This window comes from Pseudomonas sp. HC1(2025), from assembly GCF_058742075.1.
Window position 1 is genome coordinate 993,796 of record NZ_CP196017.1, and the last position, 25,394, is coordinate 1,019,189.

Genomic DNA, 25,394 nt, shown 5'->3' on the forward strand with positions numbered 1-25,394 from the left:
TCACTGCCCCAGTTTGCGTGGTTGCCAGTCTTTGATCACCAGCGTGACATCAAGGTTGGAGCCGTGCAGCTTGATACGTTCGGGCAGCCAGTAGCCGCTTTGTTCCACGTAGCTCAAGTATTCAACCTGCCAGCCATCCTGTTCCAGGGTGGCCAGGCGACTGTCGCCATTGAGGCTCAGCCGGCTCTTGCTGTCAGGTGCGGGCAGCCCGCGAACCCACCAGACCAGGTGCGAGACTGGCAGCTTCCAGCCGACCTGCTCTTCGAGCAAGGCCTCCGGTGACGGCGCTTCGTAGCGGCCCTGGTTGGCTACTTCCAGGCTCACTTGCCCCGGTCGACCGGTCAGGCGTGCAGCGCCACGGCCCAGGGGGCCGGAGAGGCGGATGTCGTAATAGTCCTGGCGTTGCAGCCAGAACAAGGTGCCGCTGCCCGAATCCTTCGGTGCGCGAACCCCGATCTTGCCCTCGATCTGCCAGCCATCAATGCTGCTGAGCTGATCCTTGTGCTGTCGCCATTGAGCCGGGTTGCCCTGGCCTTCGACGGACTCACGGGCACCGAAGCCCGCACAACCGGCGAGCAAGGCGATAAAACTGAAAACGATGGCGTGGCGCAAAAACATAGAATTAAAGAGTCTCGGATCCGGTCAGGCGCTTGATGGTGCTGCGCAGGATAGGGCTGTCGGGTTGTTCCTTGAGGAACTTGGCCCAGATTTGTCGGGCTTCGCGCTGGTTGCCTTTGGCCCAGAGCACTTCGCCCAGGTGCGCGGCGACTTCCTGGTCGGGGAACCGCTCCAGGGCCTGACGCAGCAGGCGTTCGGCCTCGTCGAGGTTGCCCAGGCGGTAATTCACCCAGCCCAGGCTGTCGAGCACAGCCGGGTCTTCCGGGTTGAGCTGGTGGGCCTGTTCGATCAGGGCCTTGGCCTCGGCATAGCGCGTCGTACGGTCTGACAAGGTGTAGCCCAGGGCGTTCAGTGCCATGGCATTGTCGGGGTCGCGCTTGATGATCAGGCGCAGGTCTTTTTCCATCTGGGCCAGGTCATTGCGTTTTTCGGCCTGCATGGCGCGGGTGTACAGCAGGTTCAGGTCGTCGGGGTATTGCAGCAGGGCCTGGGCGAGGATTTTCCAGGCGCGCTCCCCCTGATTGTTGGCCGACAAGGTTTCGGCCTGGATCAGATACAACTGAATAGCGTAGTCCGGCTCGGCATCACGGGCAGCGGCCAGGCGTTTTTCGGCTTCGTCGGTGCGGCCGTTATTCATCAGGATATCGGCCTGGCGCAGTTGTGCCGGCAGATAGTCATTGCCGGGGCCGACCTGGGCGTATTCGATCAGTGCGCCTTGCGGGTCATCCCGTTCCTCGGCGATGCGCCCCAGATTCAGGTGGGCCGAATCGACATGGCTTTCCCGCGCGATCAGGTCTTCGAGGTAGCCCTTGGCTTCTTCCCAGGCCTTGGCTTCCAGGCAGACCAGTGCCAGGGAGTAACGCAATTCGTCATCGTCCGGGTATTGCTGGACCAGGCTGGCGAACTCTACCTTGGCGTCCTCCATGCGGTCCTGTTCCACCAGCATGCGTGCGTAGGTCAGGCGCAGGCGCTTGTCGTCCGGATACTTCTTGATGCTTTTTTGCAGCAGCGGCAAGGCTTCCTTGCCGCGATTGAGGCTTTGCAGCAGGCGTGCGCGCAGCAGCAGCGGGGCGATTTCACCTTCTTCCGGCGGGTTCTGCTCCAGCAGCTTGAGAGCCGCTTGCGGTTCATCATCCTGTTGCAGCAGCAGCGCCTTGCCAAAGACCAACTGGCCATTGCTTGGGTGCTTTTGCAGCAGGCGGTCGAAACTCTTCATCAGGCCATCGCGGGTGTCCTGGTCGGTGTCGGCGGCCGACAGGGCGAGGAAGTCGAAATGGGTGTCGCCCTTGCCCTGCAAGACTTTCTCCATATAGACCATGGAGTCGTCGTAGCGCCCGGCACGTGCCAGCTGGATCGCCGCGGCGCGCTGGGCTTCCAGGTCGTCCGGGGCGTTTTTCGCCCAGATCAGCGCGGTATCCAGGGCGGCCTGGTCGGCGCCCAGGTATTCGGCGATGCGAAACGCGCGCTCGGAGATCCCTGGGTCCTGGGTGTTGATGGCCTGGGTCACGTAGTTATCCAGGGCAATGTCGAAACGATTGCGCTGGCCGGCCAGCTCCGCGCTCAGCAGGCTGAACACTGTTTCTTCGCTGAACGAGGAATAAACCTTGGGTTTTTCAGGGACGGGGGTGCTGTCTTCCACCGGCGCAGGATTCTGCGGCGATACGGGGGCCATGGACTGGCAGCCGCCGAGGAAGGCAAGGGCAAGGAGCAACGCGGAAGATCTATTCATATAGGAAGAGGACGACTAACCTGCGGTCGGATCATCATGACACAAGCCCTCGGCCAAACATAACCGAGTCTCAATTGGCGCCTTTATAGACACAAGGCATTAGGACAATAGACGACGGTGGTTGTTCTGGATGAGTCGAAGTAGGACAATTGTCGGCTTCTCGACATCATCAGCGATATTGAATGGCCTTCCTTGCTCTGGGTATCAACCACAAGACTGCTTCTGTAGACGTCCGCGAGCGCGTGGCGTTTACCCCGGAGCAGTTGGTTGAGGCTTTGCAGCAGCTGTGCCGGCTCACCGACAGCCGCGAAGCTGCGATCCTTTCCACCTGCAATCGCAGTGAGCTCTATATAGAGCAGGAACATCTTTCGTCGGATGGGGTGCTGCGCTGGCTGGCTGATTACCATCATTTGAGCCTGGATGACCTGCGCGCCAGCGCTTATGTGCATGAAGATGATGCGGCAGTTCGTCACATGATGCGTGTGGCATCCGGGCTCGACTCCCTGGTTTTGGGCGAGCCGCAGATCCTCGGCCAGATGAAATCGGCCTACGCCGTGGCCCGTGAAGCCGGGACCGTGGGGCCGTTGCTGGGGCGTCTGTTCCAGGCCACCTTCAATTCGGCCAAGCAGGTGCGTACCGATACGGCGATTGGCGAAAACCCGGTCTCCGTGGCATTCGCCGCTGTCAGCCTGGCCAAGCAGATCTTCAGCGACCTGCAACGCAGCCAGGCCTTGCTGATCGGCGCCGGCGAGACCATCACCCTGGTCGCCCGGCACCTGCATGACCTGGGGGTCAAGCGGATTGTGGTGGCCAACCGAACCCTGGAGCGCGCCAGCATCCTGGCCGAAGAGTTCGGCGCCCACGCGGTGTTGCTCGCCGACATCCCGGCGGAACTGGTGCGCAGCGATATCGTCATCAGCTCCACCGCCAGCCAGTTGCCGATCCTTGGCAAGGGCGCGGTGGAAAGCGCGCTGAAGCTGCGCAAGCACAAGCCGATTTTCATGGTGGATATCGCCGTTCCCCGGGATATCGAGCCGGAAGTCGGCGAGTTGGACGACGTTTACCTCTATAGCGTCGACGACCTGCACGAAGTGGTCGCCGAAAACCTCAAGAGCCGCCAGGGCGCTGCCCAGGCCGCCGAGGAAATGGTCGCGATCGGCGCCGATGACTTCATGGTGCGCCTGCGCGAGCTGGCCGCGGTGGATGTGCTCAAGGCCTATCGCCAGCAAGGCGAGCGCCTGCGTGACGAGGAATTGATCAAGGCCCAGCGCCTGCTGGCCAATGGCGGCAACGCTGAAGATATCTTGATGCAATTGGCCCGTGGCCTCACCAACAAGCTGTTGCATGCTCCCAGCGTACAGCTTAAAAAACTGACAGCCGAAGGCCGCCTCGATGCGCTGGCCATGGCCCAGGAACTCTTTGCCCTCGGTGAGGGCGCGTCAGACAGCTCTTCGGATAAAAAACTGCAATGAAAGCGTCACTGCTCAATAAACTGGACGTGCTCCAGGACCGTTTCGAAGAACTGACCGCCTTGCTCGGCGACGGCGAGGTTATTTCCGATCAGACCAAGTTCCGTGCCTATTCCAAGGAATACGCCGAAGTTGAGCCGATCGTGACCACCTATTCGCAACTGCTCAAAGTGCAGGCCGACCTCGAAGGCGCCCAGGCGCTGCTCAAGGACAGCGACCCGGACATGCGCGAAATGGCCGTGGAAGAAGTCCGCGAAGCCAAGGAAAAGCTCGTCGAGCTCGAAGGCGACCTGCAACGCATGCTGCTGCCCAAAGACCCTAACGATGGGCGCAACGTCTTCCTGGAAATCCGCGCCGGCACCGGCGGTGACGAGGCGGCGATCTTCTCCGGCGACCTGTTTCGCATGTATTCGCGTTATGCCGAGCGGCGCGGCTGGCGCGTGGAAATCCTCTCCGAGAACGAAGGCGAGCACGGCGGCTACAAGGAAATCATCGCCCGCGTCGAAGGCGAGAACGTCTACGGCAAGCTGAAGTTCGAATCCGGCGCGCACCGCGTACAACGTGTGCCCGCCACCGAGTCCCAGGGCCGTATCCACACCTCGGCCTGCACCGTGGCGGTATTGCCAGAACCGGACGAGCAGGAAGCCATCGAAATCAACCCGGCGGACTTGCGCGTCGACACTTATCGCTCATCGGGCGCCGGTGGCCAGCACGTCAACAAGACTGACTCGGCGATCCGCATCACCCACTTGCCGTCCGGCATTGTGGTGGAGTGCCAGGAAGAGCGTTCCCAGCACAAGAACCGGGCGCGGGCCATGTCCTGGTTGTCGGCCAAGCTCAACGACCAGCAGACCAGCGCCGCGGCCAACGCAATTGCCAGCGAGCGCAAGTTGCTGGTGGGCTCGGGTGACCGCTCCGAGCGCATTCGCACCTATAACTACGCCCAGGGCCGGGTCACCGACCACCGGGTCAACCTGACCCTGTATTCCCTGGACGAAATCCTTGCCGGTGGCGTGGACGCAGTGATCGAGCCGTTGCTCGCCGAATACCAGGCCGACCAACTGGCCGCGATAGGTGAATAAATGACCATTATTGCCAGCTTGTTGCGCGCCGCCGACCTGCCAGATTCGCCTACCGCCCGCCTGGACGCCGAATTGCTGCTGGCCGCTGCCCTGGGCAAGTCCCGCAGCTACCTGCACACCTGGCCGGAAAAAATCGTCAACAGCGAAGACGCGCTGCGCTTTGCCGATTACCTGCAACGTCGCCGCAGCGGTGAGCCGGTGGCCTATATCCTCGGCCAGCAAGGCTTCTGGAAGCTCGACCTGGAAGTCGCGCCGCACACCCTGATCCCGCGCCCGGACACCGAGTTGCTGGTGGAAGCAGCCCTGGAGTTGTTGCCCGCCACCCCGGCCACTGTCCTGGACCTCGGCACCGGCAGCGGCGCCATCGCCTTGGCCCTGGCCAGCGAGCGCCCGGCCTGGCGCGTGACGGCGGTGGATCGTGTGCTCGAAGCGGTGGCCCTGGCCGAGCGCAATCGCCAGCGCTTGCACCTGGATAACGTCACGGTGCTTAACAGTCACTGGTTCAGCGCCCTGAAAGATCACACCTATCACCTGATCATCAGCAACCCGCCCTACATTGCCGACAGCGATCCGCACCTGGTGGCGGGCGATGTGCGTTTCGAGCCGGCCAGCGCACTGGTGGCCGGCCACGATGGCCTGGACGACCTGCGCCTGATCATCGCCCAGGCGCCGCAGCACCTGGAGGCTGGTGGCTGGTTGCTGCTCGAACACGGTTATGACCAGGCCCCGGCCGTGCGTGACTTGCTGCTGACCCAAGGTTTCGAAGAGGTCCACAGCCGTATCGACCTCGGCGGCCACGAGCGCATCAGCCTGGGGCGCCGGCCGTGCTGACCGATCAGGAGCTGTTGCGCTATAGCCGACAGATCCTGTTGCAACAGGTGGACATCGACGGCCAGTTGCGCCTGAAAAACAGCCGCGTGCTGATCGTCGGCCTCGGCGGCCTCGGTGCCCCGGTGGCGCTGTACCTGGCGGCTGCCGGCGTGGGTGAGCTGCATCTGGCGGACTTTGATACCGTCGACCTGACCAACCTGCAACGCCAGATCATCCACGACACCGACAGCGTTGGCCTGAGCAAAGTGGACTCGGCCATCCGCCGCCTGAGCGCGATCAACCCCGAGGTCCGGCTGGTTGCCCATCGCACGGCGCTGGACGCCGACTCGCTGGCCGCCGCCGTGGCCGATGTGGACCTGGTGCTCGACTGCTGTGACAACTTCACCACCCGTGAGGCGGTGAACGCGGCGTGCGTGGCGGCTGGCAAGCCCCTGGTCAGCGGCGCGGCGATTCGCCTCGAAGGCCAGCTCTCGGTGTTCGACCCACGCCGCCCGGAAAGCCCCTGCTACCACTGTTTATATGGGCACGGCAGCGATACCGAATTGACCTGCAGCGAAGCCGGCGTCGCCGGCCCATTGGTAGGCCTGGTCGGCAGCCTGCAAGCCCTGGAAGCCCTGAAGCTGCTGGCCGGTTTTGGCACACCGCTGGTTGGGCGCCTGCTGCTGATCGACGCCCTGGGCACACGTTTTCGCGAACTGCGGGTCAAGCGCGACCCCGGTTGCAGCGTCTGCGGTAGCCAGCATGGTTAAGGATGCACCGATCGGTGTGTTCGACTCCGGTGTCGGCGGCCTGTCGGTGCTGGACGAAATTCATCGGTTGTTGCCCCATGAATCGCTGCTGTACGTGGCGGATTGCGGGCATATCCCCTATGGCGAGAAAACCCCTGCATTCATTCGCGAACGTTCGCGGGTGGTCGCGGAGTTTTTCCGTGGGCAGGGCGCCAAGGCCTTTGTGATTGCCTGCAACACGGCCACCGTGGCGGCGGTCGCGGATTTGCGCAGTGATTACCCGGACTGGCCGCTGGTGGGCATGGAGCCAGCGGTCAAGCCAGCCGCCGCCGCAACCCGCAGCGGTGTGGTCGGGGTGCTGGCCACTACGGGCACCCTGCAAAGTGCCAAGTTCGCTGCGCTGCTGGATCGTTTTGCCACCGACGTGCGGGTGATTACCCAGCCATGCCCGGGGCTGGTGGAGCTGATCGAAGCCGGCGACCTGGACAGCCCGGCGCTGCGCCAGATGCTGCAAGGTTATGTCGCGCCGCTGGTCGAGGCCGGATGCGACACCATCATCCTTGGTTGCACTCACTATCCTTTCCTCAAGCCACTGCTGGCGACGATGCTGCCACCGTCGATCATCCTGATCGACACCGGGGCGGCCGTGGCGCGCCAACTGCAACGCTTGCTGGGTGAGCGTCAGCTGCTGGCCGAGGGCAATCCTCGGGCCGCGCAGTTGTGGACCAGCGGTGATCCGCAACATCTCAGAAATATCCTACCCACACTATGGAAATTCAGCGGCGTTGTGCGAAGCTTCGCCCTGTGAAAAATTCGTGAAATAGCGGGTTTTCCGGCTGAACTTCTGCGTTGTCCGTGATTTCTATAGCTCTTGATGAGCAGTACAAAACCATACAACTTCGTTTGGAAAGGATGTTTCTTATGAGGCGCTTGTTCTGTTTGGCTGCGATTGCGGCCGTCGTGGTGGGACACTCGGTTTCGGCCCAGGCTGCCGGCCTGGAGTTTGCGGTGGGGCATACCAGCGATTCGACCATGACTTATCGTCTGGGCCTGCAATCGGACTGGGACAAGAGCTGGTGGCAGAGCGATGTGGGGCGCCTGACTGGCTACTGGAGCGGCGCTTATACCTTCTGGGACGGTGACGAACGGGCGAGTGTCAGCAGCCTGTCGTTTTCGCCGGTGTTTGTGTATGAATTTGCCGGTGAGTCGGTCAAACCCTACATCGAAGCGGGGATCGGCGTGGCGCTGTTCTCACGCAGCCGGGTCGAAGACAACAACATTGGCGGCGCTTTCCAGTTCGAAGACCGCCTGGGCTTTGGCTTGCGCTTTGCCGGTGGGCACCAGGTGGGGATCCGTGCCACGCACTATTCCAACGCTGGCATCAGCAGCCACAACGATGGTATCGAGAGCTATTCGTTGAACTACACCATGCCGCTCTGATTTTCCCAGCACAGCAGAACCCATGTAGGAGCGGGCTTGCCCGCGATGCAGACGACTCGGTGCTTTAGACAAACCGAGGTGATGCTATCGCAGGCAAGCCAGCTCCCACATTTGCCCTGGGATCAGCGGTAGACCGTCGCAATCCCCAGGCGCTCTTCAAGGCACTCCGGCTCGCCCATCTCGAATTCCCGGCAAATCAGCGGTCGTTTCTCATAGATCGTGCACATCATCGTGTCGCGATCCAACGCCGCGCACCAGCCGTCGTCCAGGCGCAGCATGACTTCGCCGCCCCAATCGTCCGTATCGATAAAGCGATCAGGCACGCCAGTGTCGGTGATCAGCATGACTTCCAGCTGGCAGCAGCAGGCTGCGCACGTGGAGCAGGTGACGGCAGGTTCGGTGATTTGGGTGTGCGGGATGGTGGTCATAGGCGCGCAGTGTAAGGCAAGCCGGTCTAGCGCGTGTGAAAGCTCTGACAAACGTCAGCGCGCGAGCCGGTGCAGGCCAGGAAATACCACAGCCCACAGCAGCGCGATTGCCACCAGGGTTGGCACGGTGGCAAACCCGAAGCTCACACCGGCCAACTGGCTGCCGGCGTAGTACGACAGCGGCCCGCCCGCAGCTCCGAGCAGGCTTGCGCGCCACCAGGGCCGGGCGCTCCAGGCCAGGCAGTGGCGTAGGGTGGTCGCCAGCAGCGCCCACAGCAGGATCAGCCACACAGGAATCAACGGGCCTGGATCACTGAATTCAAACACCCCGAGCGTGCGCAGCAGCGTGTCCAGCAGGGTGCCCAGCACGGTCACGCTCAAGATCAACCGCCACTCAACGGCCCACAAAGTTATCCACAGCAGGTGGACCGCCAGCACGCCCAGCCCGACCAACAACCACAGGCTGTCACCACCGATCACACAGGCAAACCAACCGCACTGGAACAACGCGGCATTGGCCAGGTTTTTAAGCATTGAAGCGCCCGAGCAACGGTTGTGTCACCGCGCAGGGCTTGGCCAGCAGCAATTGCGCGGTGCCGATGGTGCGTTCCATAAAGCCGCCTTCGCAGTAGCACAGGTAGAATTCCCACAACCGCAGGAAGTATTCGTCGTAGCCCAGTTCCGTCAGTCGACCGTGGGCGCGGCGAAAGTTCTCATGCCACAAGCGCAAGGTTCGCGCGTAATGCAGGCCGAAATCCTCCATGTGCAACAGGTTCATATCGGTGTCGCGGCTGACGATCTGCAACATCTTCTGCACACAGGGCAAGGCACCGCCGGGGAAGATGTAGCGCTGGATGAAGTCGACGCTGCCCTTGGCCTGTTCATAACGTTGTTCGCGAATGGTGATGGCTTGCAACAGCATCAACCCGTCGCTCTTGAGCAAGTGCGCGCATTGCTTGAAGTAGGTGGGCAGGAAACGATGGCCCACGGCCTCGATCATTTCGATGGACACCAGCTTGTCGTACTGCCCGCTCAGGTCGCGGTAGTCCTGCAACAGCAGCGTCACCTGGTCCTGCAGCCCCAAGGCCTGGATGCGCTGTTCGGTGTAGGCAAATTGCTCCTTGGACAAGGTGGTCGTGGTGACCTGGCAGCCGTACTGCTGCGCTGCATACAGGGCCATGCTGCCCCAGCCGGTGCCGATTTCCAGCAGGTGGTCCGATGGCTTGAGTGCCAGTTTCTGGCAAATGCGCTCCAGCTTGTTAAGTTGTGCCTGCTCCAGCGTGTCGTCGGCGGTAAGGAACTGCGCCGCCGAATACATCATGGTCGGGTCAAGAAACTCCTGGAACAGGTCGTTACCCAGGTCGTAGTGGGCGGCGATGTTTTTTTGCGAGCCCTTGCGGGTGTTGCGATTGAGCCAGTGTAGGCCTTGGGTGAGCGGGCGGGCCAGCTTGGCCAGGCCGCCTTCGAGGGCGTCCAGGACATCGAGGTTGCTGACCATCACGCGCACCACGGCGGTCAGGTCCGGGCTGCTCCAGAACCCATGGATAAACGCCTCGCCGGCACCGATGGAACCGTTGGCGGCCACCAGGCCCCACACCGCCGGGTCGAGGATCTGGATCTCCCCCAGCAAGTGCGCTTCCCGTGCGCCGAACACCTGGCGCTCGCCGTCCTCGATCACCACCAGTTGGCCATGGCGCAGCTTGCCGAGTTGGCGCAGCACGGCTTTGCGCAACAGCGCGCCGGTCAGGCCGTTGACGTTCAGGCGGTTGGATTTGACCGATAAGCTAGGGGATTTCATGGCGACGATCCTTGGGATAGCCAATTGCACAGGCGCCATCGGCGGCCTGATGGGGAAAAATCGGTGTGCGTTTAAAGAGCAGGCGCAGCGCTTGCCAGTAGATGGCCAGGCAGGTCTTGGCGGTCATCCACGGAAAGCGCCGCAAGTAGCGATGCAGGCTGGCGCGGTCGAGGGCTTCGCGTTGCAGGCTCAAGGTGGCATCGAACACCTTGGTCTCGCCTTGCCAGTCGGCCATATGCACGCCCAGGCGCTGGCTCGGCGGGCTAAAGCTCATGCGGTATTCCAGGTCTCGGGGCAAAAACGGCGACACATGAAACGCCTTGGCCACCGCGAAATGCTGATGCTCGCCAACCGCCAGGGCCTGGGCCGGCAGCACGTAGTGATAACGCTCGCGCCATGGCGTGTTGGTCACTTCACAGACAATCGCCGCCAGTTGCCCGTCGGCCTCAAAGCAATAGAAGAAACTTACCGGGTTGAACGCCAGGCCCCAGCTGCGGGCCTGGGTCAGCAGGCAGATGTTGCCCTGGGGGGTATGCCCCAGCGCCGTGCCGACCACTTGGCGCACGGCATCGATCAAGCAGGTGCCGTCGCGGGTCAATTCACGCAGGTAATCCTGCTGGCGAAACGCAAAGGGCGCGAAGCGGCCATGACCTGCTAAGGGCGACAGCCCCAGCACCTGTTCCTGTTCGCTCAGATCCAGGTACAGCAGGCCAATGCGATAGCGAAAGGCATGGCCTTTGGGGGTGAAGCGCCGGTGGGCGATCCAGCCGCTGTAGAGCGCGCTGTTCACAGGGTTTCCCCAAAGGCTTGGGCCACGCGCAGGGCGCTGACCACGCCATCTTCATGAAAACCGCTGGCCCAGTAGGCCCCGCAATAATAGGTGTGCCGGGTGCCATGCAGTTCTTCCCAGCGCGCTTGCGCCGCCACTGCCGCCAGGCTGTATTGCGGATGGGCATAGGTATAGCGGGCGAGAATCTTCAGCGGGTTGATAATCGCCGTCTGATTGAGGCTCACACAAAAGGTGGTGGGGCTGTCGATGCCTTGCAGGATGTTCATGGCATAGGTGACGGCTGCCGGCTTGTGCGTGCTGGCGTCCATCCGATAGTTCCAGCTGGCCCAGGCCAGGGGGCGATCGGGCAGCAAGCGGGTGTCGGTGTGCAGGGCCACGTCATTGTCGGCGTAGGTTATCGCCCCAAGAATCTGCTGCTCCGCCTGGCTGGGATCGTCCAGCAGGGCCAGGGCCTGGTCGCTGTGGCAGGCGAAGACGACCTTGTCGAAAATTTCACGGCCATCGGCACTGTGGATAACCACGCCTTCTGGTGTGCGCTCGACTTTTTGCACCGGGCAGTTGAGGCGGATCTGCTGGCCAAACGAGCGGGTCAGCGGCTCGATGTAACGACTGGAGCCACCCTCGATCACGCACCACTGCGGCCGATTGTTCACCGACAGCAAGCCGTGGTTCTTGAAGAACCGCACGAAGAACTGCAGCGGGAACCTGAGCATGTCCGCCAGGGGCATCGACCAGATGGCTGCGCCCATGGGCACGATGTAGTGGCGGATAAACCGCGGGCCGTAGTTGCCCGCCTGCAAGTATTCGCCCAGGGTCATCTGTGCGCTGATGCGCTGCTCCTGCAAATCCAGGGGCGCCTGGCGATTGAAACGCAGGATGTCGCGCAACATGCCCCAGAAACCCGGGGACAGGAGATTGCTGCGCTGGGCGAACAGGCTGTTGAGGTTGTTGCCGTTGTACTCGACATTTTCCTCAGGGTCGCACACCGAAAAACTCATTTCGGTCGGCTTGAACGGCACGCCGATCTGCCCCAGCAGGCGGATGAAGTTGGGGTAGGTCCAGTCGTTGAACACAATAAACCCGGTGTCCACCGCATACCGCGTGCCCTCGACGGTCACGTCTACCGTATGGGTATGGCCGCCAATCCGGTCGGCGGCTTCGAACACCGTGATGTCGTGACGGCGGCTAAGCAGATAGGCACTGGTCAGCCCGGAAATACCGCTGCCGATTATGGCGATCTTCACAGGTCGTCCTTCTGCGGCGGCGGGCTGCGCAGCATGCGTTTGCCGATAATCAGTTGCGCGCGGTTCGGCAGTTTCGACAGTGGCCACAGGGTGGCGATGAACAGCGCTGGGAAGGCGATTTCCAGCGGGCGTTTTTCCAGTTTGCCGAAAATATGCCGCGCGGCCTTGTCGGCCGGCCAGCTCAGGGGCATGGGGAAATCGTTGCGTTCGGTCAGTGGCGTATCGACGAAACCGGGGCTGACTACCGTGACATCAATGCCTTCGGGAGACAGGTCGATGCGCAGGGATTCGAACAAGTAACGCAGGCCGGCCTTGGACGCGCCATAGGCTTCTGCGCGGGGCATCGGCAGGTAGGTGACGGCACTGGCGACCCCCACCAAATGCGGGGTTTGCCCGGCACGCAGCAGCGGCAGCGCGGCTTCGATGCAATAACTGCTGGCCAGCAGGTTGGTGCGCACCACGTGTTCGATAATCGACGCATCGAACTGCCGGGCATCCACATACTCGCAGGTGCCGGCATTCAGGATCACGGTGTCCAGGGCGCCCCAGGTATGTGCGATCTGCTCGCCGATTTCCCGTACGACCTGGCTGTTGGTCAAGTCTCCGGCCACCACCAGCACTTGGCCGGGGTAACGTTGGGCCAGTTGTTCCAGCGGCGCCTTGGAACGTGCACTCAGCGCCACCTGCGCGCCACTGCCGAGCAACTCTTCGGCCAGGGCGGCACCGATGCCACTGCTTGCTCCTGTCAGCCAATAACGGCGTGGCGATTTCAGGCTCATGCCATTCTCCCTTTCAACCAACGGACCAGCCGGCCAAGTACCGGCAGGTGTTCGTAAAGCAGCGCTCCAGCATCAAAGTAATCGCGGTGCCGGTAGACCTTGTCGTGCCATAGCAGGTGGGAGCAGCCTTGCACCTGAATCTGTTGGCCGCCCGCCAGGCGCGGGTGGCAGAAACTCATGGTCCAGCGTAGATAACCCTCGCCTTCGGCCACGTGGTCGAAGCCGTGGAAGTCAAAATGCAGTTGCTTGACGTTGCTGTAAAGCTCGGCGAAGTACGCATTCAGCGCGCTGATGCCGTGGACCTGGTGCAGTGGATCGCTAAACGATATGTCCTGGCTGTACAGGCTGTCGAGCCGGTGCAGGTTGTGTTTGTTAAGACCGGCGAAAGACTCGGCAAACTGGCGCAGGAAATCACTCATACCCACCTCCCACCGCCTGGCGCGGGGGCAGGGCACGAAAGGCCGCCAGCGCCCGCTCGCGGGAAGACTTCAGGTCGACCATGGGCCGTGGGTAGTCGGCCACGCCAAACAGGCCGCCGACGGCGTCGGGGTTGTGCACTTCCTTTTTGTTCAAGCCCGCCAGTTGCGGCAGCCACTGCTTGATAAAACGCCCTTCGCCGTCGAATTTCTCGGACTGGCTCAACGGGCTGAAAATGCGGAAATACGGCGCCGAGTCGGTGCCGGTGGACGAACTCCACTGCCAGCCGCCGTTATTGGCCGCCAGGTCGCCGTCGATCAGGTGCCGCATAAAGAAGCGCTCGCCCTCGCGCCAGTCGATCAAAAGGTTCTTGGTCAGGAACATCGCCACCACCATGCGCAGGCGATTATGCATCCAGCCGGTTTCAAGAAGTTGGCGCATCGCGGCGTCGATGATCGGCAGGCCGGTGCGCGCCTCTTGCCAGGCGGCCAGGTCGGCGGGGGCGTGGCGCCAGGCCACGGCTTCGGTTTCCGGGCGAAAGGCACGATGGCGCGACACCCGTGGGTAGCCCACCAGGATATGTTTGTAGAACTCACGCCACAGCAGCTCGTTGATCCAGGTGATTGCACCGATATCGCCGCTTTCGAATTCACCCTGGTTGCTTTGCAGCGCCGCATGCAGGCACTGGCGCGGCGAGACCACGCCAGCAGCGAGGTACGCAGAGAGTTGGCTGGTGCCGGGCTTGGCCGGAAAGTCGCGTTCGTCCTTGTAGTAGCTGATCTGGGCCTCGGCAAATTGCCCGAGGCGCCGCTGTGCCTCGTCTTCACCGGCCGGCCACAGGGCGCGCAGGGTGTCGCTGGGCGCGGCGAATCCTTTGACCTGTTCGGGAACCTCGTCGCTGGCCAGTGCCAAGGCCGCCTGGGCCTTGGGCGTCGGCACCCGGCGTGGCAGGGCACTGTGCAGGCGGTTGTAACAGACCTTGCGAAACTGGCTGAACACTTGGAAGTAGGTGCCGGTCTTGGTCAGTACGCTGCCGGGTTGGAACAGCAGTTGGTCCAGGTAACTGTAAAAACCCACCCCTTGTGCTTCCAGGGCCTGGGCTACGGCGGCATCGCGCCGGCTTTCGTGGATCCCGTACTCTTCGTTGGCGTGGACGGTCTCGACCGCCAAGGCCTGGCACAGCTCGACCAATACCTGTGGCACTTGATCCCATGTATCCGCGTGGCGGATCAGCAGTGGGATATTCAATTCACCCAGGGCCTGGCCCAGGCACTTGAGGTTGCGCAGCCAAAAGTCGACTTTGCACGGCGCATCGTCATGGGCCAGCCATTGGTCCGGCGTGATCAGGTACACCGCCGCCGTCGGGCCACGCTGGCAGGCGGCAGCGAGGGCGGTGTTGTCATGTAGGCGCAGGTCGCTGCGCAGCCAGATCAGGTGCATTTAAAGAAGCCCACGCTGGATCAGGAGCTGATGGGCCGACAACGGGTCTTCGGCCAGCAACAGTTCAGGGATGTCTTGGGTTAATACCGCCAACTCGGCCTGGTGGATGCACACCGTTGGTCCGGCGAGGAGGATTGGGCAACTACTGCCGCTCAAGAGTTTCGGCAGCGCCGCCAGATTGATGGCCTTGCTGGAGTAGAGCACCACGGCGCGTGGTTGCAGGTGTTCGACCGCCAGGGCCAGTTCGCCGGTGGGCAACGGCCAGTCGAAGACTTCCACCGGGCAATCGGCGCTGCTGGCCAACCAGGCGCTCAACCACAGGTGCGGCTCCAGCGGCAGGTCGCAATGGTTGATCAGCAATAACGGGGAGCCACTGAGTTGGCGATTGTTGTGATACATCCGCGCGCCAAATTTGCTGCGCAGCCAAGAGTGGAAAAACACCCGCTCCATCTGCGCGCCGAACTGGCCTTGCCAGCGCTGTTCCAGTTCCTTGAGCAGCGGCAGCAACAGTTGCTCGCACAGGGTGCGCGGCGGGTAGAGGGCCATGGCCTGGTTGAACACATCATCGACCCGGCGCTCGGCCAGTTGGCTGATGGCTTGTACCAGGGTCTGGCGCAGGCCCTGCCATTCGTTTTCGCCGCTGTCGTCCACCGGCTGGGCGCTGTCGATCAACTGCTTGACCTGGCTGACCGGCACGCCACGGTTGAGCCAGGTCAGGATGGCCTGGATGCGCTGCACATGCTCGGTGTTGAACAGCCGATGGCCCTTGGGCGTGCGCTGCGGCACGATCAGGCCATAGCGCCGTTCCCAGGCACGCAGGGTCACGGCGTTGACCCCGGTCTGGCGCGCCACTTCGCGAATCGGCAGCCAGCCTTGTTCCAGGGCCTGGGCGACGTCTTCGACGGGGTGGGTGGGGTGGTGCAGGGAAGCATTCATGGGTTAGATCGCATTACGCAGGCTGAGATTTTCCGGATGCGGTTGCAGGTAGGCCTGCTGCGCGATGTAGCGGTCCGGATGTTGGCGAAAGTGATGTTTGAGCAAGGTCAGCGGCACCACCAGCGGCACGATGCCGTGGCGGTATTGGCCGATCAGGGTTTGCATCTCCTGTTTGTCCTCGGCGCTGAGGGCTTGCTTGAGATAGCCGCTGATGTGCTGCAGCACGTTGGAATGGGTGCCACGGGTGGCGCACTTTTTCAGGGCGCTCATCAGCTCGCTGAAATAGTCCCTGGCCAGGGCATGCAGGTCGCAGCCCTTGCCCATGCTGCCCAGCAGATGGCCGAGGCTTTTGTAGTGGGCTGGGCTGTGGGCCATCAGCAGGTATTTGTAGCGCGAGTGAAAGGCCAGCAGGCGGTGGCGGGTCAAGCCCTCGGCCAGTAGGTGCTGCCAACTGGCATACACAAACACCCGGGTGAGGAAATTTTCGCGCAGCACCGGGTCATGCAGGCGGCCATCTTCTTCCACTGGCAGATTGGGGTGGCGGGCACAGAATGCCTGGGCATAGATGCCGCGCCCGCCGCCATCCACCGGGGTGCCGTTGTCGCGGTAGACCTTGACCCGTTCCAGGCCGCACGACGGTGACTTCTGCATGAAGATGTAGCCGCACAGGTCGGTGTGCTCGGCGGCCATGTCCTGGCCGTAGGTGTCCAGCGCGGCGGTCACGTTCAGTTCGCGGTGCACCGTGCCCACGGCCTGCGGTTGCTGCGGGTCGCCCACCAGGCGAATCGGCTCACGGGGGATGCCCAGGCCGATGGCCACTTCCGGGCACAGGGGCACGAAGTCGAAGTAGTCAGCGAGGGTCTGGCTGCACAGAGGGGATTGTTTGTGCCCGCCATTGAAGCGCACGTTCTCGCCGAGCAGGCAGGCGCTGATGGCGATCTTGGGTTTGCCGGTGGCGGACACAGGGGTGGACATGGCAAAACCTCTACAAGATTCCTGTACAGCATGTAATTCCTGTACAACTTAATCTCATCATAGGTCTGAAGCTATACAAGTCAAATTATTTGTACAGGTTTTTACTGCCAGCCGATTTTCCACTGCCCGGCATCTTGCAGGCTTTGCCAGGCCAGGCGCTCTGCGCGACGGGTCAGGACCGCTTGCAGTTCTATCTCCAGCACGCGGCCTTGTTCATCGCGAAACAACTCAGTGACCAGGAAATGCTTTTCCTTGTGCCGAGGCTGGGTGGCGGTCCATTTCGAGAGCAGCAATTTCGCCGGGTTGATGCGCTTCATTGCAGGTGCTCAAGCAGGCGCCGCGCGGCTTCCTGGCCGCTGAGCCATGCACCTTCGACCCTGCCTGACAGGCACCAGTCGCCGCATACGTAGAGGCCCAGGTCGGCATCCGCCAGCACTCCCCATTCATGGCTGCCCGCCGGGCGGGCGTACAGCCAGCGGTGGGCGAGGCTGAAGGAGGGCGCCGGCATGCTGCAATGCAGCAGTTCGGCAAAGGCGCCGTGGAGCAATTCGATGATGGCTTCCTTGGGCAGGTCCAGGTGCCTTTTGCTCCAGGCACTGGTGGCGTGCAGGATCCAGGTGTCTGGCGTGGCGTCACGCCCTGGTTTGCTGCGGTTGCGGGCCAGCCAGTCGAGGGGGCTGTCTTGTACGAAACAGCCTTCCATCGGCGTATCCAGCGGCGTGTCGAAGGCCAGGGCGACAGCCCAGGTCGGGTCCATTTTCACCCCGGCCGCCGTGCTCGCCAGTTTGGGCGCCGCCGCCAGCAATGCCGTGGCCTGGTGGGCCGGGGTGGCGATGATCACATGGCTGAAGGGGCCATGGTTGCCGCCGTCGGCGTCCAGCAGGTTCCAGTGTTGCTGGCCCTGGAACACTTCGGTGATCCGGCAGCCAAACTCCACCGGCAGGTCATCCAGCAATGCACGGGTGATGGCGCTCATGCGCGGGGTGCCGACCCAGCGGGTCTGTTCGTCGGGGGAGGGGCTCAGTTGGCCGGATTGGCAGTTGTAGAGTTGCGGCTCCCACTCGGCGGCCCAGCCATTGGCTTGCCAGCGTTGCACTTCATTGACGAAGCGCCGGTCGCGCGCAGTGAAGTACTGCGCGCCCAGGTCCAGTGCACCGGCCTCGCTGCGCTTGCTGGACATACGCCCGCCACTGCCACGGCTTTTATCGAAGAGTTGTACAACGTGCCCGGCATCTTTTAACGCTCGGGCGGCCGAAAGTCCGGCGATGCCGGTACCGATGATCGCGATGGGAACAGTCATGGGAGGCCTCGTTTTACCGTTGGGTACAGACTACGCCGACACCAATAGCTGTACAATATTGTTTTTTGGTATAAGTTTCGGCATGCCTGAATGTGTCGCGTGACCTATGGTTAAACCCAGGTCGCGGCCGATTAAAAAGATCCCTGCTTATAAAATAGACCAGCGATGCCCGGCCAACGTTACAGGAGGAAGATCTCATGCATATTTTGCTGACCGGCGGTACAGGTCTGATCGGCCGCCAGCTCTGCCAGCACTGGAGCGCCCAGGGGCATCGGTTGACGGTCTGGAGCCGCAACCCCGCGCAGGTCGCCACGTTATGCGGTGCGCAGGTGCAGGGCGTGGCCCGTTTGCAGGACGTGACGCAGCCGGTGGATGCCGTTATCAACCTGGCCGGCGCGCCGATTGCCGACCGCCTCTGGACCCACAAACGCAAGGCGCTGCTGTGGAGCAGTCGCATCAGCCTGACGGAAACCCTGCTGGCCTGGCTTGAAGGCCTGGCGGTAAAACCTGCGGTATTGATCAGCGGTTCGGCGGTGGGCTGGTACGGCGATGGCGGTGAGCGCGAGCTGACCGAAGCCAGCGGCCCGGTGCAGGACGATTTCCCCAGCCAGTTATGCATTGCCTGGGAAGAAACCGCCCAGCGCGCCGAAGCCTTTGGCCTGCGGGTGGTGCTGGTGCGTACTGGCCTGGTGCTAGCGGCGCAGGGCGGCTTTTTGTCGCGGCTGTTGCTGCCCTTCAAGCTGGCGCTGGGCGGGCCTATCGGCAACGGTCGGCAGTGGATGCCGTGGGTGCATATCAAGGATCAAATCGCCCTGATTGATTTTCTTCTGCACAAACCTGACGCCAGCGGTCCTTATAATGCCTGCGCGCCGCAGCCGGTGCGTAACCGCGAGTTCGCCAAGACCCTGGGCCAGGTGCTGCACCGCCCGGCGTTCATGCCGATGCCGGCGTTTGCCTTGCGGGTGGGTTTGGGCGAGTTGTCCGGGCTGTTGCTGGGCGGGCAGAAGGCGTTGCCCGAGCGGTTGTTGGCCGCCGGTTTCACTTTTCAGTTCACTGAGTTGCACGCGGCCCTGGACGACTTGTCCAGCCGCCTCTAGAGATAGGATGTTGCATGACGGATCACGCGTTGTTACTGGTCAACCTGGGCTCACCGGCGTCCACTTCGGTGGCCGATGTGCGCAGCTACCTCAATCAGTTTTTGATGGACCCGTATGTGATTGACCTGCCGTGGCCGGTCCGGCGCTTGCTGGTGTCGCTGATCCTGATCAAGCGTCCCGAGCAGTCGGCCCACGCCTACGCTTCGATCTGGTGGGATGAAGGCTCGCCGCTGGTGGTGCTCAGCCGTCGCCTGCAACAGCAGATGACTGCGCAGTGGACCCAGGGCCCGGTGGAGCTGGCGATGCGCTATGGCGAGCCGTCGATTGAGAGCGTGCTGACTCGCCTTGCTGGCCAAGGTATCCACAAAGTCACGCTGGCGCCGTTGTATCCACAGTTTGCCGACAGCACCGTGACCACCGTGATCGAAGAAGCGCGGCGTGTGGTGCGCGATCAGCAGCTCAACCTGCAGTTCTCGATCCTGCAACCGTTCTACGACCAGCCGGAATACCTCGACGCCCTGGTGGCCAGTGCCAAGCCGCATTTGCAGCAGGATTACGATCACCTGCTGTTCAGCTTCCACGGCCTGCCGGAGCGGCACCTGAACAAGCTCAACCCCGGGCATTCCCTGGAAGGCGCGGGCGACTGTTGCGCCAATGCGTCGCCGCAGGTGCGCACCACCTGTTATCGCGGGCAGTGCTTCAGCGTCGCCCGCGATTTTGCCGCGCGCATGGGCCTGGCGGACGATAAATGGTCGGTGGCGTTCCAGTCGCGCCTGGGCCGGGCGAAGTGGATCGAACCCTATACCGAGGCCCGCCTGGAGGCCTTGGCCCAGCAGGGGGTGAAGAAGTTGCTGGTGATGTGCCCGGCGTTTGTCGCCGATTGCATCGAGACCCTGGAAGAGATTGGTGATCGCGGCCTGGAGCAGTTCCGCGAAGCCGGCGGTGAGGAGTTGGTGCTGGTGCCGTGCCTCAATGATGATCCGCAATGGGCGGCGGCGCTCAATACCTTGTGCGAAAGAGCGCCTGTCAGCCTCTAATGTGGGGGCTTGTGTAGGAGCTGGCTTGCCTGCGATGCAGGCACCTTGGTGTGTCATTCATACCAAGGTGATGCTATCGCAGGCAAGCCAGCTCCCACACAAGTCAGCTCCAGGCAAGTCCTACACAAGCAGGCTCCCACATGGCTTCAGTGGTGTTCACTCATGATGGGGCTGGCCGAGGAAGGTCAGTGAGCTGAACAGCGCGCGGGCCTGTACCTCGCTGTCACCCTTGACCGGCACTTCTGTCTGCGCCGCAATCACATTCAATGCCTCGTTGCGCACCAGTACCTGGGCCCGGCCATCCTTGTCGGTCTCGGTGCTCAGGGTATTGGGCGCGCTGCGGTAGTCACCAATCAACTTGATCCCGGCGGCAGGCTTGCCGTCGATCAGCACCCGTACGGGCAGCGATTGGCCGGGGCCGACGGTCAGCGGGTCGACCTCGGGCACAATCACCATTCTCAATTGATCCAGCTTGGGCAGCTTGGCCCCGGCCTGATAGATCGCCAGGCTGTACTTCAGGGCCTGGGTGGTTTCGACGGCGCCAGGTACCTGGCTGCGGCCCTTGTTCACCCACTTCTTGTCCGGGGTTTGCGACCACAAGCCGTTATCAAAGGCCACCGCCAGCACGGCAGGCGGCTTGAGCGGTTGCAGGCGCGCCTGATCGTCCAGGCGCTGCACGGTCACCGGGATCATCCGGCCACTGGCGTCGTAGGCCCAGGCGCCGCTGACTTTCCTCGCCTTGAAGGCTTCATCCTCGGCACCGTGGCCGTAGACTACCTCGACATGGCCCCGGCGTTGTTCGGTCCACAGGCCATGGGCCGAGACCTGGGTGGCGAACAGCAGGCCGAGCACGGCCAATGATTTGAGCGCTTGCATGGTGAGGTCCTTTTACAGGTTGAGGGTCAGGCTGACGGTGAAGTTGCGCGGCTCTCCGGGGTTGACCCAGTAGTTGCTGTAGGAGCGCTCGTAGTACTTTTCGTCGAACAGGTTGTTGAGGTTCAGGCCCACGGTGACGTTATCGCTGGCCTTGTAATGGGCCAGCAGGTCGACGGTGTGGTAGGCCGGCAACTCGAAGCTTTTACCGGCCTCGCCCGAACGGTCGCCGACGTAGGTAAACGCCGCGCCCAGGTCCGAGCCACGCAGGGCGCCATCCTGGAACTCGTACACGCCCAACAGGCTGCCACTGCGCTTGGCCACGCCGAGAATGCGGCTGCCGGTGGGGATCTCTTTGTCGCCCTGGGTCACTTCGGCATCGATGTAGGCAAACGCGCCAATTACCCGTATGGCATCCGTCAGTTGCCCAGTCAGTTGCAGGTCGAAGCCCTGGCTGCGGGCCTTGCCGATGGCGCGCTTGGTGTCGGTGGTCGGGTCCGTGGCCAGGGTGTTTTCCTTTTCGATATGGAAGGCGGCCAGGGTAGTGCTCAGGCGGTCGTCGAACAGCTCGCTCTTGATCCCCACTTCATAGCCGATGCCTTCCTCGGGCTTGAGGAAATTGCCGGCTGCGTCCAGCTCACTTTGCGGTTTGAACGAGGTGGAGGCGTTGGCAAACAGGCCCACTTGCGGGGTCAGTTGATACAGCAGGCCCGCCCGTTGGGTCATGACATCGTGGGTTTTCTGGCTCTTGGCACCGTTCCGGGTGAAGTCCTCCGAGCGTTGCTCGACATGCTCCAGGCGCACGCCAACCACACCGCGCAGGCGGTCGGTAAAGACGATCTGGTCTTGCAGGTTCAGCGCCTGGCTTTTCACCTGGGTGAAAAAATCACTGCCGGTGCGCTCGCCATTGGGCTTGGGCTGGCCATAGACCGGACGGTAGATATCAATCGGGTAACGGCCGGCGATGGCGGTCACCCGTTCTTTCTTGCGGTAGTCCTCGTACTCGGTGCCGATCAGCAGTTCATGCTGCCAACTGCCCACCTCGAACAGGCCGCGCAACTCCAGTTGGGTGATGCTGTCGTGCCAACCCATGGAGCGTTGGCGGTAGCGGCGGTTGATAGTATGGCCGTCGGCATTCAGCGCGCGGTTTTCCGACGCTTCGCCCCACAGGCTGCCCTGTTTGTAGTGGCTGGCCAGGCGCAGCTTCCAGGCATCGTTCAAGTGATGTTCGAGGGTGGCTTGCAGGCGGTTGTTGTGGTTGTCGATATCGCCGTCGTTGGGCTCGCCGAGGAAGGTCGAGCGGGACATGCCGCTCCAGCGGTTGTTGGGCGCGACTAGGCCGCGGTCGAAGGTCGAGCTGTGGCGCACGAACTCACTTTCCACCAGCAGGCTGGTGTCCGGGTCCAGTTGCCAACTGAACGAGGGCGCGACAAACACTCGCTTGCTCTGCACATGGTCGCGGAAGCTGTGGTTGTCCTCCACTGCCAGGTTGACCCGCGACAGCACATTGCCTTCGCTGTCCAGCGGGGTGTTCATGTCGATGGCGGTACGGTAGCGGTCCCAGCTGCCGGCGCTGGTCTGCACGGTGGTGAAGGCTTCGGCTTGGGGCTTCTTGGTGACGATGTTCACCGTGCCGCCGGGATCGCCACGGCCATACAGGCTGGCGGCGGGGCCCTTGAGCACTTCGATGCGTTCGATATTGGCCACGTCCGGCGTGCTGGGGTAGCCGCGGTTGGCGCTGAAACCGTCCTGATAGAACTGCGAGGTGGTGAAGCCACGAATGCTGTATTCGTAAAGGGTCAGGCCACCAAAGTTGTTCTGCTTGGACACGCCGCCGGCAAATTCCAGGGCGCGCTCGACGTTGTTGCTGCCCAGGTCCTTGAGCACCGTGGCGGGAATCACACTGATCGATTGTGGGATATCGCGCAGGGCCGTGTCGGTCTTGGTCGCGCTGGCCGAACGGGTTGCGCGGTAGCCCTTGACCGGGCCGGTGGCGGACTCATAGGCCTCGCCGGTGATGCTGGTGGTGCCCAGTTCAAGGGGGTGGGTGTCTTCTGCAAATACCGGGTCTACCAGTAATCCCAAGGCGAGACCGGCCAGGGGCGCAAACTTTCGAGACGTCATGGTCTAACATTCCAATATCAATATTGAAATAATATAACATGACTATTGATAGTGTATCTCTTTAAGGGTCGCCGTTTATTCCTGCTCTTTCACCGTTGCCGGTGCCGGCGGCGGGCGCAGGCCCACTTCGGCCAGCAGCTTGATTTCCTTGCCGTTGCGCATCACCTGGATCGCGACCTTTTCCGTCGGTTTGATTCGCGCCACCTGGTTCATCGAACGCCGGCCGTCGCCCGCCGGTTCGCCGTCGATACTGAGGATCACATCGCCCACCTGCATCCCGGCCTTTTCCGCCGGGCCGCCGCGCAGGATGCCGGCAATCACGATGCCTGGGCGCCCGGTCAGGCCAAAGGACTCCGACAGCTCCTTGGTCAGCGGCTGCACTTCAATCCCCAGCCAGCCGCGAATCACCTGGCCGTGCTCGATGATCGACTTCATCACTTCCATCGCCAGCTTGACCGGGATCGCGAAGCCGATGCCTTGGGAGCCACCGGATTTGGAGAAGATCGCGGTGTTGATGCCGGTCAGGTTGCCACTGGCATCCACCAGCGCGCCGCCGGAGTTGCCCGGGTTGATCGCCGCGTCGGTCTGGATGAAGTCTTCGTAGCTATTGAGGCCCAGCTGATTGCGCCCCGTGGCGCTGATGATGCCCATGGTCACCGTCTGGCCGACGCCGAACGGGTTGCCGATCGCCAGCGCCACGTCACCCACTCGCAGGCCCTCGGAGCGGCCGATGGTGATGGACGGCAGGTTCTTCAGGTCGATCTTCAGGACGGCAAGGTCGGTTTCCGGGTCGCTGCCCACCACCCGCGCCAGGGTTTCGCGGCCATCACGCAGGGCCACGACAATCTGGTCGGCGCCGGTGCTCACATGGTTGTTGGTCAGGATGTAGCCTTGCGGGCTCATGATCACCCCGGAACCGAGGCTCGACTCCATGCGGCGCTGCTTGGGCGAGTTGTCGCCGAAAAAGCGCCGGAACTGTGGGTCTTCGAACAGTGGGTGCGCCGGTTTATTGATGACTTTGGTGGTGTACAGGTTGACCACCGCAGGCGCGGCCACCACCACCGCATCGGCGTAGGTCACCGGGCCCTGTTGCACCGCGCTGGTTTGCGGCGCCTGTTGCAGGTTGACGTCCAGGCTTGGCAGGCCGACCCATTGCGGATAACGCTGAATGATCAGCATCGCGATCAGCACGCCGGCCAACAATGGCCATCCAAAATAACGCAGTGCCTTGAGCATCAAGTAAGTCCTGACAGGTTGCAGGGGGCGCGGGAGCGCCCATAATGTCGCGCATTATACGAGGCCGCGAGCGCCTCTGAACGGGATATTTAGGAGTCTTTTATGGCCGTCGCCCTGAGCACCTTGGTTGAAGAAGCGGATCGCTACTTGAACAGTGCGAAAATTGCCGATTACTGCCCCAATGGCCTGCAGGTCGAAGGCCGGCCGCAGGTGTTGCGCATTGTCAGTGGCGTGACCGCCAGCCAAGCGCTGCTCGACGCGGCGGTGGAGGCCAAGGCCGACCTGGTGCTGGTGCATCACGGCTATTTCTGGAAAGGCGAAAGCCCGTGCATCACCGGCATGAAGCAGCGCCGCCTCAAGACCCTGCTCAAGCACGACATCAGCCTCTTGGCCTACCACCTGCCGCTGGACCTGCACCCGGAAGTGGGCAACAACGTGCAATTGGCCCGCCAGTTGGACATTACCGTCGAAGGCCCGCTGGACCCGGACAACCTCAAGGTCGTGGGGCTGGTGGGCTCCCTGGCCGAGCCGCTGTCGGCGCGGGATTTCGCTCGGCGCGTGCAGGAAGCCATGGGCCGCGAGCCGTTGCTGATCGAAGGCAGCGCGATGATCCGCCGCGTGGGCTGGTGCACCGGCGGCGGCCAGGGCTACATCGACCAGGCCGTGCTGGCCGGGGTGGATTTGTACCTCAGCGGCGAAGCCTCGGAGCAGACCTTCCACAGCGCCCGGGAAAACGACATCAGCTTTATCGCCGCCGGCCATCACGCCACCGAGCGTTACGGCGTGCAGGCCCTGGGCGACTACCTGGCCCGGCGCTTTGCCCTGGAACACCTGTTTATCGATTGCCCCAACCCGATCTAAGCCTCCATTGCATCCACTGTAGGAGCCGGCTTGCCGGCGATGAGGCCCTTGAGTCATGCATTGATTTCAAGGACGCCATCGCCGGCAAGCCGGCTCCTACGGGGCGATGTACGGCCAAACGAGGCGGTATATCCATATACCGTTTCGATCTAGCTGGCTCCC

The 25,394-nt window shown here is 62.4% G+C and carries 26 protein-coding genes; 9 read left to right on the forward strand and 17 right to left on the reverse strand.

Annotation, left to right across the window (positions count from 1 at the left end):
• Together lolB and ACSSVH_RS04265 are read right to left on the reverse strand one after the other, a co-directional pair.
• Positions 1 to 618, reverse strand: coding sequence for a lipoprotein insertase outer membrane protein LolB (gene lolB, locus ACSSVH_RS04260; RefSeq protein ID WP_070996768.1), 618 nt, complete (start codon positions 616 to 618; stop codon positions 1 to 3).
• A 4-nt stretch (positions 619 to 622) separates the two neighbouring features.
• Positions 623 to 2,347 carry a tetratricopeptide repeat protein gene (locus tag ACSSVH_RS04265; RefSeq protein WP_170058583.1) on the reverse strand — a complete coding sequence of 575 codons (1,725 nt, stop codon included), beginning with the start codon at positions 2,345 to 2,347 and terminating at the stop codon, positions 623 to 625.
• A 182-nt stretch (positions 2,348 to 2,529) separates the two neighbouring features.
• Between ACSSVH_RS04265 and hemA the strand changes: the two genes are divergently transcribed.
• The 6 genes from hemA to ACSSVH_RS04295 all read left to right on the forward strand — a co-directional run bounded on the left by hemA (position 2,530) and on the right by ACSSVH_RS04295 (position 7,897).
• The gene (gene hemA / locus ACSSVH_RS04270) at positions 2,530 to 3,819 is read left to right on the forward strand and encodes a glutamyl-tRNA reductase (protein ID WP_169954856.1); all 1,290 of its coding nucleotides are present in this window, start codon (positions 2,530 to 2,532) and stop codon (positions 3,817 to 3,819) included.
• Entirely contained in the window at positions 3,816 to 4,898 is a 1,083-nt protein-coding gene (gene prfA, locus ACSSVH_RS04275) for a peptide chain release factor 1 (RefSeq protein WP_169954857.1), read from the forward strand. The genes hemA and prfA overlap by 4 nt, the downstream gene beginning before the upstream one ends.
• Positions 4,899 to 5,729: a peptide chain release factor N(5)-glutamine methyltransferase gene (gene prmC, locus ACSSVH_RS04280; protein ID WP_169954858.1), complete on the forward strand. Its 831-nt coding sequence runs from the start codon at positions 4,899 to 4,901 to the stop codon at positions 5,727 to 5,729.
• A complete protein-coding gene (locus ACSSVH_RS04285; protein ID WP_169954859.1) occupies positions 5,723 to 6,478 on the forward strand; it encodes a molybdopterin-synthase adenylyltransferase MoeB in 756 nt (251 codons plus the stop codon). Before prmC ends, ACSSVH_RS04285 begins: the two co-directional genes overlap by 7 nt.
• Positions 6,471 to 7,265 carry a glutamate racemase gene (gene murI / locus ACSSVH_RS04290; RefSeq protein ID WP_169954860.1) on the forward strand — a complete coding sequence of 265 codons (795 nt, stop codon included), beginning with the start codon at positions 6,471 to 6,473 and terminating at the stop codon, positions 7,263 to 7,265. The genes ACSSVH_RS04285 and murI overlap by 8 nt, the downstream gene beginning before the upstream one ends.
• Before the next feature lie 113 nt (positions 7,266 to 7,378).
• The gene (locus tag ACSSVH_RS04295) at positions 7,379 to 7,897 is read left to right on the forward strand and encodes an acyloxyacyl hydrolase (RefSeq protein WP_169954861.1); all 519 of its coding nucleotides are present in this window, start codon (positions 7,379 to 7,381) and stop codon (positions 7,895 to 7,897) included.
• Between the two features lie 122 nt (positions 7,898 to 8,019).
• Here ACSSVH_RS04295 and ACSSVH_RS04300 read toward each other — a convergent pair whose 3' ends face one another.
• The 12 genes from ACSSVH_RS04300 to ACSSVH_RS04355 form a co-directional block, all read right to left on the reverse strand.
• Entirely contained in the window at positions 8,020 to 8,325 is a 306-nt protein-coding gene (locus ACSSVH_RS04300) for a YkgJ family cysteine cluster protein (protein ID WP_170058579.1), read from the reverse strand.
• Between the two features lie 54 nt (positions 8,326 to 8,379).
• Positions 8,380 to 8,859: a DUF2878 domain-containing protein gene (locus tag ACSSVH_RS04305; protein ID WP_492634124.1), complete on the reverse strand. Its 480-nt coding sequence runs from the start codon at positions 8,857 to 8,859 to the stop codon at positions 8,380 to 8,382.
• Entirely contained in the window at positions 8,852 to 10,123 is a 1,272-nt protein-coding gene (locus ACSSVH_RS04310; protein WP_169954864.1) for an SAM-dependent methyltransferase, read from the reverse strand. Before ACSSVH_RS04310 ends, ACSSVH_RS04305 begins: the two co-directional genes overlap by 8 nt.
• Positions 10,110 to 10,913 (reverse strand): DUF1365 family protein, encoded by an 804-nt coding sequence (locus ACSSVH_RS04315; protein ID WP_169954865.1) that lies wholly within the window; start codon positions 10,911 to 10,913, stop codon positions 10,110 to 10,112. The genes ACSSVH_RS04310 and ACSSVH_RS04315 overlap by 14 nt, the downstream gene beginning before the upstream one ends.
• Positions 10,910 to 12,157: an NAD(P)/FAD-dependent oxidoreductase gene (locus ACSSVH_RS04320; RefSeq protein WP_492634125.1), complete on the reverse strand. Its 1,248-nt coding sequence runs from the start codon at positions 12,155 to 12,157 to the stop codon at positions 10,910 to 10,912. Before ACSSVH_RS04320 ends, ACSSVH_RS04315 begins: the two co-directional genes overlap by 4 nt.
• Positions 12,154 to 12,936: an SDR family NAD(P)-dependent oxidoreductase gene (locus ACSSVH_RS04325; protein ID WP_492634126.1), complete on the reverse strand. Its 783-nt coding sequence runs from the start codon at positions 12,934 to 12,936 to the stop codon at positions 12,154 to 12,156. The genes ACSSVH_RS04320 and ACSSVH_RS04325 overlap by 4 nt, the downstream gene beginning before the upstream one ends.
• Positions 12,933 to 13,355, reverse strand: a complete 423-nt coding sequence (locus tag ACSSVH_RS04330; protein ID WP_170043032.1) for a nuclear transport factor 2 family protein — start codon at positions 13,353 to 13,355, stop codon at positions 12,933 to 12,935. The genes ACSSVH_RS04325 and ACSSVH_RS04330 overlap by 4 nt, the downstream gene beginning before the upstream one ends.
• Positions 13,348 to 14,793 carry a deoxyribodipyrimidine photo-lyase gene (gene phrB, locus ACSSVH_RS04335; protein WP_492634127.1) on the reverse strand — a complete coding sequence of 482 codons (1,446 nt, stop codon included), beginning with the start codon at positions 14,791 to 14,793 and terminating at the stop codon, positions 13,348 to 13,350. Before phrB ends, ACSSVH_RS04330 begins: the two co-directional genes overlap by 8 nt.
• Positions 14,794 to 15,729, reverse strand: a complete 936-nt coding sequence (locus ACSSVH_RS04340) for a MerR family transcriptional regulator (protein WP_169954870.1) — start codon at positions 15,727 to 15,729, stop codon at positions 14,794 to 14,796.
• Positions 15,730 to 15,732: 3 nt separating this feature from the next.
• Positions 15,733 to 16,692, reverse strand: coding sequence for a YbgA family protein (locus ACSSVH_RS04345; protein WP_492634696.1), 960 nt, complete (start codon positions 16,690 to 16,692; stop codon positions 15,733 to 15,735).
• A gap of 113 nt (positions 16,693 to 16,805) precedes the next feature.
• Positions 16,806 to 17,021: a TIGR02450 family Trp-rich protein gene (locus ACSSVH_RS04350; RefSeq protein WP_169954872.1), complete on the reverse strand. Its 216-nt coding sequence runs from the start codon at positions 17,019 to 17,021 to the stop codon at positions 16,806 to 16,808.
• Entirely contained in the window at positions 17,018 to 18,004 is a 987-nt protein-coding gene (locus ACSSVH_RS04355) for an NAD(P)/FAD-dependent oxidoreductase (protein WP_169954873.1), read from the reverse strand. The genes ACSSVH_RS04350 and ACSSVH_RS04355 overlap by 4 nt, the downstream gene beginning before the upstream one ends.
• A 197-nt stretch (positions 18,005 to 18,201) precedes the next feature.
• On the opposite strand from ACSSVH_RS04355, the gene ACSSVH_RS04360 reads away from it, so the two are divergent.
• A complete protein-coding gene (locus ACSSVH_RS04360) occupies positions 18,202 to 19,101 on the forward strand; it encodes a TIGR01777 family oxidoreductase (RefSeq protein ID WP_169954874.1) in 900 nt (299 codons plus the stop codon).
• A gap of 14 nt (positions 19,102 to 19,115) precedes the next feature.
• A complete protein-coding gene (gene hemH, locus ACSSVH_RS04365) occupies positions 19,116 to 20,138 on the forward strand; it encodes a ferrochelatase (RefSeq protein ID WP_172313470.1) in 1,023 nt (340 codons plus the stop codon).
• A gap of 156 nt (positions 20,139 to 20,294) precedes the next feature.
• Here the strand turns inward: hemH and ACSSVH_RS04370 are convergent, their stop codons facing one another.
• From ACSSVH_RS04370 to algW, 3 genes are all read right to left on the reverse strand, one after another.
• Positions 20,295 to 21,014, reverse strand: coding sequence for a DUF4198 domain-containing protein (locus tag ACSSVH_RS04370; protein ID WP_170058573.1), 720 nt, complete (start codon positions 21,012 to 21,014; stop codon positions 20,295 to 20,297).
• Between the two features lie 12 nt (positions 21,015 to 21,026).
• Positions 21,027 to 23,135 (reverse strand): TonB-dependent siderophore receptor, encoded by a 2,109-nt coding sequence (locus ACSSVH_RS04375; RefSeq protein WP_492634128.1) that lies wholly within the window; start codon positions 23,133 to 23,135, stop codon positions 21,027 to 21,029.
• A gap of 75 nt (positions 23,136 to 23,210) precedes the next feature.
• The gene (algW, locus tag ACSSVH_RS04380) at positions 23,211 to 24,371 is read right to left on the reverse strand and encodes a Do family serine endopeptidase AlgW (protein ID WP_169954878.1); all 1,161 of its coding nucleotides are present in this window, start codon (positions 24,369 to 24,371) and stop codon (positions 23,211 to 23,213) included.
• Between the two features lie 102 nt (positions 24,372 to 24,473).
• Here algW and ACSSVH_RS04385 point away from each other — a divergent pair, with 102 nt between their 5' ends.
• Positions 24,474 to 25,232 carry a Nif3-like dinuclear metal center hexameric protein gene (locus tag ACSSVH_RS04385; protein WP_169954879.1) on the forward strand — a complete coding sequence of 253 codons (759 nt, stop codon included), beginning with the start codon at positions 24,474 to 24,476 and terminating at the stop codon, positions 25,230 to 25,232.
• Positions 25,233 to 25,394 lie beyond the last annotated feature (162 nt).